The sequence below is a fragment of the Gimesia benthica genome (assembly GCF_009720525.1).
In the GTDB taxonomy this organism is placed as follows: domain Bacteria; phylum Planctomycetota; class Planctomycetia; order Planctomycetales; family Planctomycetaceae; genus Gimesia; species Gimesia benthica.
This window is the reverse complement of record NZ_CP043930.1, coordinates 4,845,282-4,857,338: the sequence shown is the minus strand read 5'-3', so window position 1 is coordinate 4,857,338 and position 12,057 is coordinate 4,845,282. Positions and strand designations below refer to the sequence as shown.

8 protein-coding genes are annotated in these 12,057 nt (G+C 51.6%); 3 read left to right on the top strand and 5 right to left on the bottom strand.

What is annotated here, in order from left to right; translation table 11 throughout:
• The first annotated feature begins 6 nt into the window (after window positions 1-6).
• The 3 genes from F1728_RS18830 to trhP all read left to right on the top strand — a co-directional run bounded on the left by F1728_RS18830 (window position 7) and on the right by trhP (window position 3,987).
• The gene (locus F1728_RS18830; protein ID WP_155365386.1) at window positions 7-1,464 is read left to right on the top strand and encodes a DUF1501 domain-containing protein; all 1,458 of its coding nucleotides are present in this window, start codon (window positions 7-9) and stop codon (window positions 1,462-1,464) included.
• 159 nt (window positions 1,465-1,623) lie between these two features.
• The gene (locus tag F1728_RS18825) at window positions 1,624-2,604 is read left to right on the top strand and encodes a sialate O-acetylesterase (RefSeq protein WP_155365385.1); all 981 of its coding nucleotides are present in this window, start codon (window positions 1,624-1,626) and stop codon (window positions 2,602-2,604) included.
• 6 nt (window positions 2,605-2,610) lie between these two features.
• Window positions 2,611-3,987, top strand: a complete 1,377-nt coding sequence (gene trhP, locus F1728_RS18820; RefSeq protein WP_155365384.1) for a prephenate-dependent tRNA uridine(34) hydroxylase TrhP — start codon at window positions 2,611-2,613, stop codon at window positions 3,985-3,987.
• A 6-nt stretch (window positions 3,988-3,993) separates the two neighbouring features.
• Here trhP and F1728_RS18815 read toward each other — a convergent pair whose 3' ends face one another.
• From F1728_RS18815 to F1728_RS18795, 5 genes are all read right to left on the bottom strand, one after another.
• Window positions 3,994-4,701, bottom strand: coding sequence for a BON domain-containing protein (locus tag F1728_RS18815; RefSeq protein WP_155365383.1), 708 nt, complete (start codon window positions 4,699-4,701; stop codon window positions 3,994-3,996).
• Between the two features lie 110 nt (window positions 4,702-4,811).
• A complete protein-coding gene (locus F1728_RS18810) occupies window positions 4,812-5,705 on the bottom strand; it encodes a hypothetical protein (RefSeq protein WP_155365382.1) in 894 nt (297 codons plus the stop codon).
• A gap of 24 nt (window positions 5,706-5,729) precedes the next feature.
• A complete protein-coding gene (locus F1728_RS18805) occupies window positions 5,730-8,897 on the bottom strand; it encodes a secretin N-terminal domain-containing protein (protein ID WP_155365381.1) in 3,168 nt (1,055 codons plus the stop codon).
• Window positions 8,867-9,547, bottom strand: coding sequence for a hypothetical protein (locus tag F1728_RS18800; protein ID WP_155365380.1), 681 nt, complete (start codon window positions 9,545-9,547; stop codon window positions 8,867-8,869). Before F1728_RS18800 ends, F1728_RS18805 begins: the two co-directional genes overlap by 31 nt.
• Window positions 9,548-10,099: 552 nt before the next feature.
• Complete coding sequence (locus F1728_RS18795) at window positions 10,100-11,998, bottom strand: cadherin repeat domain-containing protein (RefSeq protein WP_155365379.1); 1,899 nt, start codon at window positions 11,996-11,998, stop codon at window positions 10,100-10,102.
• Window positions 11,999-12,057 lie beyond the last annotated feature (59 nt).

The window sequence follows — 12,057 nt, the reverse complement described above, 5'->3', positions numbered from 1 at the left end:
TGCCTCATGAATCATCCATCATATACTGATCAGACACAAAGCCCGTTACCCCGCCGTCATTTTATGGGCAGCCTGGGGTCCGGACTGGCTGGGATCTCTCTGGCTTCTCTGCTGCAGGAAGAGGCGCAGGCCTCCGGACATCATCCGCCGACCGGACAACCGCACTTTCCTCCCAAAGCCAAAAGTGTGATCTGGCTGTTCATGCGAGGTGGCGTCAGTCATATGGAGAGCTTCGATCCCAAGCCGATGCTCACCAAATACGAGGGGAAATCGATCAGTGAAACTCCCTGGAAAGACGTCCAGGACCCGGAAAAGCTGAAAAAAGTCCGAGTGGTTGTCGTCAATGATGCCAATGGTCAGCAGCGTAATAAAATCTATCCGTTGCAGGTCGGCTATAAAAAGTATGGCGAGAGTGGAATCGAAGTCAGCGACTGGTTCCCCCATATCGGCGGCTGCGTCGATGATATTTCGATCGTGCGTTCAATGTGGACGACCGATGACAACCACGGTGCCCAGGTGCAGTTCCATTCCGGCCGTCACATGCTCGATGGGCGTGTACCTACCATTGGTGCCTGGGTCAACTATGGGCTCGGCACTCTAAACCAGAACCTGCCACAGTTCATTAATATGGGGCCGCGTTTCTTTGACGTACGCGACGGTCATTACCTGGGCCCCGCCTATGATTCCGTTCCTCTGAAAGTCGACCCTAAAAACCCGCTCCCTTATGCCAAGCCGGAACTGGATCTTTCTCACCGGGAACAGCAGATTGAGTTTTCTCTGGTCAACCAGTTGAATCAACTCAGTGCCGAACAGTATCCGAACGATACTACGCTACAGGCACGCATGAAATCCTACGAACTGGCGTTCCGCATGCAGACCGCTGTCCCGGAGGTGATTCGTTTCGATCAGGAAACCAAAGAGACCCAGGATCTCTATGGACTCAACAACCCGGAGACCAAACCGTTTGGCATGCAACTGCTGGCAGCCCGTCGGTTCGTCGAAAAGGGAGTTCGATTCATCCAGATCATGCACGGGCCTGGTGCCGCCGGTGCCTGGGATTCGCACTCCAACCTCCAGAAAAGTCATTCCAAACTGGCCAAACAGGTTGATCAGCCTGCTGCCGGTCTGCTGAAAGACCTCAAACGCCGCGGCCTGCTCAAAGATACGATCGTCGTCTTCGCCACCGAATTCGGACGGACCCCCGGATCCCAGGGAAGTAATGGCCGCGATCACCATCCGTACGGATTCTCAATCTGGATGGCCGGCGGTGGACTGAAAGGGGGCGTTGCACACGGGGCAACGGATGAACTCGGCTTCCACGCTGTGGAAAAACCACATTATGTGACCGACGTGCATGCCACCCTGATGAAACAGCTTGGCCTGAACGCCCGCCTGCTGGAAGTGCCCGGCCATAAGCGTATTGAAATGGATTTCGGTCACCCCATTGATGAAATCATCGCATAAACCAGCACACTCATCACCAGCCGAACCGCTTTTCAAGGTAATCATCGGGCTTCTTTTCTACTGACCGGTCGAATCCGCTCAGGGAACCGGTATAATAAGACCGTGCCATTCAGAATCGTACGGTTTCTTTTTACTCAGGTTGCTGCGAAAGGGTTCCCCATGCTGCGTTCTGTCTGTCTCGCGCTGACACTGTTTTCATCCCTGCTGTTGCTGAATATCGATCGGGTAACTGCAAAAACCTACCGGGTGTATTTCCTGGGAGGCCAGTCGAACATGGATGGCTATGGCTATGTCAAAGATCTGCCGAAAGACTTGAGTGACCAAGTCTCCGGTGTGATGATCTTTCACGCGAACCCGGCACCAGATGCCGTCCCCGTCGATGGCCGCGGTATCTGGGCTCCGCTGAAACCCGGTCATGGAGCCGGTTTCAAGTCGGATGGAAATTCGAATACATATTCTAATCGATTCGGAGTGGAGCTGACGTTCGCCCGCAAGATTAAGGAACTGGCTCCCGATGAACCGGTGGCACTGATCAAGATCTCGCGTGGTGGCACCTCAATCGCCATCGATGCTGCCGGCAAATTCGGTTGTTGGGATCCAGATTTCAACAGTGGAACCGGTGCAGGGCAGGGAATCAACCAATATGACCACTTTCTGGCAGGCATGAAACGGGCCTTACAGACACGTGATATCGATCAGGACGGAGAGCCAGATACGCTAGTGCCGGCTAGAATCGTCTGGATGCAGGGAGAAAGTGATGCTGCCTACACGGAAGAGATTGCCCAGCAGTATGAAGCCAACCTCAAGCGACTGATGGACTTAATACGCGCAACTCTGCTGACAGATGACCTGCCCGTCGTGATTGGACGTATTTCCGATTCCGGAGATAATCCGGAGGGAAAGGTCTGGAAGTATGGTGAAATCGTGCGTGATGCCCAGGCGTCGTTCGTCAAAAAAGACGGACACGCGGCCCTGGTAACCAGTACAGACGGATATGGTTATTCGGATCGTTGGCACTATAATTCAGCAGGTTATCTGGATTTAGGCAGTAAATTTGCCCAGGCCCTATGGAAAGCCCCCAGGATTAGTACTATCCTGCGTGAAGACTTTTTTCTTTTTATATTCCATTTGAGAGTGTGATTTTCGATGTCTGTAACCAAACCTGAACTGCTTTCCCCAGCCGGAACCCGTAAAGCCATGCAGTACGCGTACGCGTTCGGGGCCGATGCCGTCTACGCGGGACAGCCCCGTTACAGCCTGCGTGTGCGGGAAAACGAATTCAATAAACTGGATGTCATGGCGGATGCGGTCGCCGAAGCACACAAGCTGGGAAAAAAATTCTACATCGCCAGCAACATCGCCCCTCACAATCTCAAGGTCCGCAGTTACCTCAAGAATATGGAACCCGTCATCGACATGCAGCCCGATGCGTTAATCATGTCGGATCCGGGACTGATCATGATGGTCCGCGAACGCTGGCCCGATGTGCCGATCCATCTTTCAGTGCAGGCCAACGCAGTCAACTATGCCACCGTCAAGTTCTGGCAGAAGTTTGGTCTGACCCGGATCATTCTGTCGCGAGAACTGTCCATCAAGGAAGTGGCAGAGATCCAGGAAGAATGCCCCGACATGGAACTCGAAGTCTTCGTTCACGGCGCACTGTGTATCGCCTATTCCGGACGCTGCCTGCTATCGGGGTATATGAATCATCGCGATTCCAACCAGGGGAACTGCACCAACGCCTGTCGCTGGGACTATAAAGTCAACGAAGCCGTACAGACACTGGAAGGGGACATCGTATTGAAGAATCCCCCGCCCCCACGTGAACCACAGCTGCCAATCGTGGACCAGGTATTCCTGCTCGAAGAACCGCAACGACCGGGAGAGTATATGCCCGCCTATGAAGACGAGCATGGTACCTACATCATGAACTCCAAAGATCTCCGCGCTGTACAGCATGTGAAGACCTTTACCGACATGGGCATCAGTTCGTTGAAAATTGAGGGACGCACCAAGTCCTTCTTTTATGCAGCCCGCACCGCACAGGTCTATCGTAAAGCCATCGACGATGCTGCAGCAGGGGTGGAGTTCAATTACGAACTGATGGAAATGCTCGACAGTCTGTCGAATCGCGGCTATACGGAAGGTTTCTTCCAGAGACATGCATCAGAGAGCATGCAGAATTACGAACACGGTCGTTCGGTCGCCAATAAGCAACAGTTTGTCGGCGATATCATCGACCGTGATGGAGACGGTCTGATTGTCGATGTCAAAAATAAGTTCGGGCTCAATGATGAACTCGAGCTGATGACTCCTGCAGGGAATACGGTCTTCTCACTGAAGTCGCTGCTGAATCAGAAATCAGAATCTGTGGATGTAGCGCCTGGGAGTGGACACGTAGTGAAGATTCCCTTCACAGAGAATCAGCTTCAAGAGAGTGCCGGCTCGATGAGCGATCATGATCAACAGTTCGCACTGCTCATGAAATCGGTTGGGACACCAGCGACGGCTTCACTCACCTAGAGCCGTTTACTTCTGACCTTTAACAGTCAGTTCGTTGTTGACCTTGCGCACCCCCGGCTCGAGCATCGCCAGGAATTCGACGAGTTTCCGAGTTCCTGCGGATTCGACTTCACCACGCAGTGTCACACTGTGATCGGCGTTGACCTGAAACTGAACACCACTCAATTTGTCATTTCGGGTTCGCAGTTGATCGAAGGAATTCCCGATTGAAGAGGAGACGTTACTCATGGGAATCGCCGGCGCCGTAAATGCGACTCGTAACTGGGGTCGGAACTCGGGTACCCTGGGCCCTGTCTGCCCTGCATTCCGCTGATTCAGACTGTTTTGCGAGCCTCTTCCCGTCGCACGATTAAAATTTCGATTCTGTCCGGGAGCACCGCCGGTTGCTGACTGGGCATTATCGCGACCAATAAATGCATTCTGCGCGGCATCAGAGCGGCCAATAAAACTGTTCTGAGAATTCAGATTCTGTGGCGTTCCCATCCCAGATGAGAGCGGTGTCTGCAGATTGTTCAGAGGAGTTTGTGCTGTCCCTGAACTTCCCCCGAACCCGGATGTGGATCCTCCAAAAGATTGATTACCACCCCGTGATGATTGTGAGCCACCACTGGTAGAAAGTGTCTGCACCTGCCCCTGGCAGATTTGTGTCTGGAGCATGACCGCACACGCAAAACCCGCAGCGATCATTGAACTTGTGAAGAATTTATTCAACATGATATTCCCTTGAAATGGGAGATAGAACAGGGGCTTGCAGACACTTCTCTAATTATACCATCGTCATTTACGGGGGGAAGCAAATAATCCGTTGGTCGCCCGCTGACTCTTTAGCGATTCCCACTCAGACGGTATTGCCGATAATCTGTATCAGACTGAGATTCAAGCGAAGTTCCCTGTTGAACCGGTGCAGGTTCAATCCGAGTCTGTTTCTTCTCGTTCAGCAACTGCCCCAACTGTTCTTCCAGTCGTCGAATCCGCAGATCCCGATCATCGGCAGATGGAGGTTGTTCGCGCGGCGCGAGGGACTCGGCACTCACCTGTTGAATCACAGGTTCCTGAACCGGTACTGATACGGGCTTCCGTTTGAGATCGGCAGCCAGTTCCAGTCGCTTGCCGCGCTCACGTCGTGCCAGCGTCTCGACGGAGGTGACAGCATCTTCTTTCTGTTGTGGAGCAGGTGACAGTTGAGTCAGTGGTTGAGCGGTATCAGCAGAAGGCTTCTTGCCTTCCAGTTTGACGGAAACCATCCGGGAATAAACTTCGGGAGCCTCCGTTTGAGTCAACTTGACCCGCAGAGCACATTCCGCCTGATCCTTCCCTTTTCGTACGTAAGGAATGAAGAGTTGATAGGCTGGCCCCAGGGTCGAATCCACAGCATGCACCTGCCAGGCTCCGGAATCAAATTTAAACTGGTGAATCGGCTTGGACTGCTCGGTCCCCTCTCCCTGATCGTCATAGAGGTAAATCATGACTTCCCCCTTCACGTAGACAGGGGTCGTATTGTTGTGTTGAAAAAAGAGTAACTGCCCGGCGAATCCACGTGTGGGTAAACCATCCACCCCTTTGCCTTCAGCCGGCTCCCACAACGCGATCACTTCCACTGCCGGTTTCTTTGCACTGGCATACTGTCTGGAATTCTGCCAGTTCCAGGTCGACAGTGCCAGGCTGCTGCAACCAGACAGAGGAATGAAACACAACAGGCAGATCACTGAATATCGCATAGATCTGATCGAATGCTGCATTACTTAGTCTCGCTTCCAGTAGGGAAATTTCGGTTTCTTGAATCGTGTTTTCGGAGCAGGTTTAGTGGGGATCGCAGGTTTTGATTTCGTCTCATAATTCATCTGCTGAATTTCTCCCCCCAGAGCAGGTGCTGGCGGAGTTTCGGGCATTGGATTCAGATTTGATTGTGGCATCACAGTCGTGGGAATCTCTTCCAGCATACCAGGGCCATCAGGCATGAATTCCGGTTCTCCCGGAGGCACTGCGAAGATGGGGCCGTGCATATCTTCTGCTTTTTCCACCTGGAGATGAATTCGTTCGGCTTCCACCTGCTTAATGAATTCAGAATCTGCATCGTTGCGGATAATTCTCGGCGTGAGGAACACAAGCAGTTCTTTACGACGTGTGGAGAGATAATCGTAACGGAACGGGATGCCCAGAACGGGGATGTCACCCAGCCAGGGAACCTTACGTTCGATCGTGGTATCAGATTCCGTAATCATGCCCCCCAGAACAACGGTCTGTCCGTTAGGCACACTGACTGTTGTCTGCACGGAGGTAATATTCTTGATGGGAGATTCCACAACGTTACCGGTCGTAGCATCGGTAAAGATGGGAACACTCGATCCGTTAAAGTCACTTTTCTCTGCCAGGGTTTCCATGACGATGTTACCGTCCGGACTGATTCGAGGAGTAACCGTCAGGATAATCCCTGCTTCCGACTGCACGATAACAGGATTCGCTGAACCGACTGCGGTAACAGAAACCCCGTTGACCACGGGCACGATCTGACCGACCTGAATTTGAGCTGTCACATTATCCACGGTACGAATCTGTGGACGACTCAGAATGTGCACATTCCGCTTTGCTGCGAGGGCCCGAATCAGGATACTCACCGATTCCGAGCTGGCTGAAAGTACCAGTCCCCCGAATCCAAGATCACTATTGCCTCTCTGCAGCGAGAAGTTACTCAGGGCCTGGCCTGCGGTGTTGCCGGTGTTATTCGTGTTATTGGTCCCCAGTGGATTGACTGAGTTGAAGATGAAACCTGGTGTTGCTTCCTGAGACACGATCGTCTGATTGGTCTGAGTCACGTTATTCTGACCGGTTACGGTCTGCTGTACCGTCAGAACATTATCAATCAGACTGCGGTTAAACAGCAGGGAGTCCTGGATACCCAGTTCCACACCAAATTCATCGTCGTTATCCAATTCCACTTCGACAATCAGAGCCTGAATAATCACCTGCGGTGCTTCTTTATCCAGTTCTTTGACCAGGTTGGAAACCTGTTCGAAATAACGGGGTGTCGCACTGATGATCAGATTATTGTTAATCGGTTCCGGAACCACGATCACTTCGCGTTCCAGCAGTTCGAAACTGCTGATCAGGTCCGGATCCTGGGCAACCAGTGACCGCTGCGTGTCGAGAAATTCATTGATTGCCTGAGATACATCAGCGACCGGGGTATTCTTCAATTGAATAACGGTCGTTTCCCGTTTCCTGCTGTCGGCACTATCCAGCTTGAGTAGAATCGCTTCGACAATCTGCAGAGCATCGGCGCCCCCTTGGGCTACAACAGAGTTCGTACGGCGATCGACTGAAAACTTGAGCGGAATCAGGTTACTGTTCGCATCATTTACGCCTGCGATCTGAATCCCCAGGTCTGTCTGCTGGTTTTCCTCTGAGAATGTTGACTGCAACAATGTAACCATTGATTCTGCATCTGCATTTTTCAGAGTAAAGACTTTGAGCTCCGCAACCGTGGTGACACGTTCGTCAAATTGTTGAATCAGAGCGCCGATCAGATCCAGGCTATCCTTAGGGGCTGTTACAACCAGTGTATTGGCCCGAGGATCAGGAATCAGGCGAATGTCAGCCAGAAGACCGGATCTGAGTACCCGACTCTGCTGTCCTTCTTTTGAGAGATATTCGAGTACCACAGAGCGGGCTTCCTGCAACTGTTGTGCGGCTTCCCCGCCGGCGCCACCGATGTTGGCTCCGAGGCCGGTCGTGGTCCGGGCGGCTGCCGGGTTTAATACGCTCTGCAGAGTGGCATTCAACGTTTCCGCCAGGTCGGCGGCAATGGCATTCTTAAGTGGGAAGATTTTAACTCGGCTCACCGCCTGCGACTGATCCAGGTCAATCTTATTGATTAAAGCAGCCACCTCCTGCATGTCGCGAGGCTGTGCCTGCACGATGATGGAGTTTGTGCGAATATTTGGTGAGACCACAACCCGCGTCCCCAGTCCGCCACGCTCGTTGTAAAACTCCCGCAGGGTTGTCGCAACCTGACTGGCGCTGGCGCTCTTCAGCTGAAATACACCAAACTCATTCATCGGATCCACCGGCTGATCGAGTTCATTAGCCAGTTTCAGAATCGAGGGCATGTCGGTTTCCGGAGCCAGAATCAGCAGGGCATTCGGTTTTACCAGGGGAATGATTTTAATCTTCTGTTCCTGCCCCTGGATTGCCCGCAGCTTGACGAGGTCTTCGTAAACACCATTCAAGAGTTCTGCCAGAGCAGCAGAGTTCACGTGCCGCAGGTTTAACAGATGAATATCGGGGCGTGTTCCTTCACTGAGTTTTTCCAGTTCCTTGATGATCTTCATCAGCGCGTTCACATCTTCATCTTTCCCGCGCAGAATCAGGACTCCCAGATCGGGAATCGACTCAATGTTGACGTTACCACTCAGGTCCTGTAACAGTTCAGGTAACGATGGCTTAGGGGCAATGTTCTCCGGTTTTTCAGCCGGTTGAGGTGGTACCTGTGGAGCGTTCGGGTTTTGTGGTTGAGCCTCATCAAACGACATTTGATTGATACGTTCCCGCAGCTGGTCAACCCGCTGCTCGCGAGGCGAACCCAGCTGATCAACATAGCCTTTTGCAGGCCTGTTTCGGGTAGCGGCTGCAGTGGAGGCAATCTGTGTCTGCTGATGCAGTGTCTGTGCAACTCGACCAATTTGTGGCGAACCCGTTACGAGCTGAATTGATTCCGCATAACCATTGGCAGATCGGTCCAGCTTGAGAACGGTTGATTTGAGGGCAGCAGCTTTCTTCCGTGATGCCTCGAAAACAAGTTCGTTGTTCTGTTTGTCCAGACCGATACGGAAATCGACCCGAGCTGAGATCACATCCAGACCTTTACTGTCCTGATCGCGATTTAATGTCTGCTGGCGTGATTCAAATACCACAATACCAGGCAGCCCCCGGGGCCTTCCCCCTGCAGTTCTGCCTGAGTTTCAAAAGCATGATAGAAGAGCCTGAGAATATCGGTGCTATGAACGGTACGGGGATGGACGCTGAAAAGAACTTTTGCAGGTTCAACTGTGCCCGGTTGCAGCTGACGGGCACTGTTCTCAAATGCCGGTGGTTCTACACTAGCGGCGATATCAGCGTTTCTGGTTGCTGGAACCGAGGGTGGTGCAGTTTCCTGATGTGATACACGCTCGACATCTGACGGCTTCTGCTGAGGCTGCTCTGATTCATTTTCTGCTGACTGAATTGTCGGACGGATATATCGAGCCTTTGTCGATCGGAGATCCAGGACGACAATAAATTTATCTTTCTGTAACAGACGGAAACCTTTGGGTTCCAGATCCCGGTTCAAAATCTGAAACGTTTCTTCGAGGGTATGAGGCCGTTTGTCTCTGCGGGAGAAGAATCCTTTGGGAACAACATCCATCACGAGTGTCAGTCCGCTTTGTTCTGCGACTTTACGAAGAACCTGATCCCAGGTGGACTGCAAATGGTTCAGGGTGATATTGGCAACATCTTCGCTGTTTTGTGTTTCATTCTGTTCCTCTGCAGGCAGCTCGGATACGGGAACACTCTTTGAGGTCACCACTGCTGCTTTTGCTGACTGATCAGACGTTGTATTAGAATGTTTACGCAGGCGGTTCCAAAATCCCGGATTGCTGTCCGCGTATGCTGACAGAGTTGGACCGCACAGTATAAGAATCGCTAACAGACAACGCAGATGTCTGGAAAATTTTCTGACTATTCTATTGTAAGAAAACAAGGGGGCACCCCATTAGAATCAGAACTGAACGAGAGGAATTAAAGGTCGGGAAAGTGGACGCATCTCGAGCGAGATCATCTCCGACAGAATCCCTACAATCGTTATTATCGGTAAAGCTTAACATTCACATTGAACAAAGGTTTTGTTTTTTGCCAAGAAAGTCGGTGTTTTTCAACCGGAGACAGGCAACCTTAAGCGCATATATATCTACAACTTACAACGCCAACCGGAATACTGGCGCAGGAAGAAATACATTGCTGGCGAATACCGACAGGCAAAATAGGATATCTTGGATTGATAAAAGGAGAGGTAAGTCTACGTAGATAGGATGGTTTTGTTTTTACAAATGCCACATGAGAGAGAGGGGATGCGGCGCTAATTTAACACGGGGACTGAGGCCAGGTTTCGCAGAGATCTGAAATTTTCTCCCAAAGAGAGCATCCAGGGCTTTCCGTCTATTTCCAGAATGATGTGTTGATCGGTGATCGTTTTCACAACCGCATGTAAATCTGCGACATCGATTGAATCCCCCTCTTTGACTTCCCGTTTTTCATTGGTAGCGCGATTGCGGATCCAGGCAATTCGACGGCCGTCCAGTTCGATACTGCCGGTTAAAAATGTAAAAAATGCATCATCCAACGTGACATTGACTGTCAGCTTTTGTGTGCTGGACGCAGACGGTATCCCGGAATCGGTGACTTTGACTGTCACGGGGTATTCTTTCATTTCTGTCGCTACGGACGGCGTCCAGGTCAACTCACCTGTCTGAGAGTTGATCCGCATGCCTTCGGGAGCACCTGACTCTAATTCGAACATCAGTTTCTGAGCAGGCTGATCCGAGTCGGTTGCTTTTACCTGGAGGGTTAAGGGGCGCGTCTGGTATGCCGTCACAGTAGATACCGTTTCCAGTTTTGGGGCGGTATTTTTTTCGAGAAACTCGACCTCGAACATTCTCTCAACTTTCTGATCGCCTTGGGTGGCAGTGATTGTTACGGGAAACGTTCCGGTCTTCTGTTCTGTTGCCGGTGCCCATTGCAGTTTTCCAGCCTGAGCCACAATCCCGGGTAAATCTGATTTGACAGAAATCTTCGGTGCTGACTGTGAAGGATTGATCCCTGTGAGAGGCAGGGACAAATCCAGGCTGTTACCTCTGATCAGGGTCTGTTTCCCAATATCGCGAAGTTCCAGTTGATAGACCTTATCAGGGACAGGCTTGGCGAAGGGACTGTTTTCAGTGATCTGCTGATAGTCATACAATGCCTGCAGGTATTCAGGCACCTGGGTCACAGCCGCTCCTTTGCTATGCGAGGCTGGTCTGGTATCAAGCAGACCACGCTGGACAGTCCACTCTGTTGTATTCCGGTTGCTCACATTCAGGATTTCGTTACCAATTTTAATCAGGAAGCTTTCGCCAGAGGGGAAATAACGATCCGATAGAACCTTGAGTAATTGTGCATCCTCGGTCAGCGACTGTTGCAGCTTCGTATTTCCTTCCGCTGTCTGATTCAAGGGAGCCAGCTCGACCGGGGTCCCCGCATCATAGCGTGCCGGCACCGTTTGGCTGGCACCACGGGTGACAGTCCACGTATCTCCCTTGATTGCATTCACTGTCAGGAATTCCTGATTAATCCGTACACGGAATGGAGTTTCGTTTGGGAATTCCCCAGCCCCATTCAGTTTCAGACTGGTTGCATCAAATTTCAGACTCTCAGACAACCTGGTACGTGGAAACAGCTGTTCGCGCGGCTTGGCTTTACTCAGTGCCAGTCCTTCCGCGGTTAATTTCACTTCGAGCTGATCCGCTTTTGCAGTCCCGGTGCTGTCCAGTTCCAGATTGATGATGTTCTGACGTAAATCGGTCTGGTAGAAGTGCAGCAGAAACTGAGTGAGCTGAGCGTAGGTTGCTGTCCCTTCCAGCGACACCTGAATCGCAATATAGGTCTTTCCTTCCCGAATCCGCCGCCCGGGTGAGAGCTTGAGATTGGTAATGCCTGAGAGCTCCGCTAAATCGCTCAACCATTCAAGGTAAAGACGCTGCGCGTCATGCTCGTCAGGCGGAAGACTATGCGCCACCCAGTCACCGAGTTGTCGGGCAGAGCGGAGCAGTTCCAGTTCCTTGTTTTCCTTCTGATCGATCTGTTGATTCAATGCCTTCAGCTGATTCTGCCGTGTCTGAACCGGTTCGATGAAGGAGCTGTTAATCACAGGCATCCCGAGCCAGACCAGAATGATGGTCCCAAAAATCGCAGCCAGTATTTTTTCTCGTTTCTGCATAACTTTTACATTCAACACTAATCAAGATCGTGACAGCTCAGACAGTTAAAAACTGCTGA

Excerpts from the sequence above, each read along its gene's own strand:
- F1728_RS18830 (WP_155365386.1), top strand. The coding sequence starts at position 7 with ATGAATCATCCATCATATACTGATCAGACACAAAGCCCGTTACCCCGC.
- F1728_RS18825 (WP_155365385.1), top strand. The coding sequence starts at position 1,624 with ATGCTGCGTTCTGTCTGTCTCGCGCTGACACTGTTTTCATCCCTGCTG.
- trhP (WP_155365384.1), top strand. The coding sequence starts at position 2,611 with ATGTCTGTAACCAAACCTGAACTGCTTTCCCCAGCCGGAACCCGTAAA.
- F1728_RS18815 (WP_155365383.1), bottom strand. The coding sequence starts at position 4,701 with ATGTTGAATAAATTCTTCACAAGTTCAATGATCGCTGCGGGTTTTGCG.
- F1728_RS18810 (WP_155365382.1), bottom strand. The coding sequence starts at position 5,705 with ATGCGATATTCAGTGATCTGCCTGTTGTGTTTCATTCCTCTGTCTGGT.
- F1728_RS18795 (WP_155365379.1), bottom strand. The coding sequence starts at position 11,998 with ATGCAGAAACGAGAAAAAATACTGGCTGCGATTTTTGGGACCATCATT.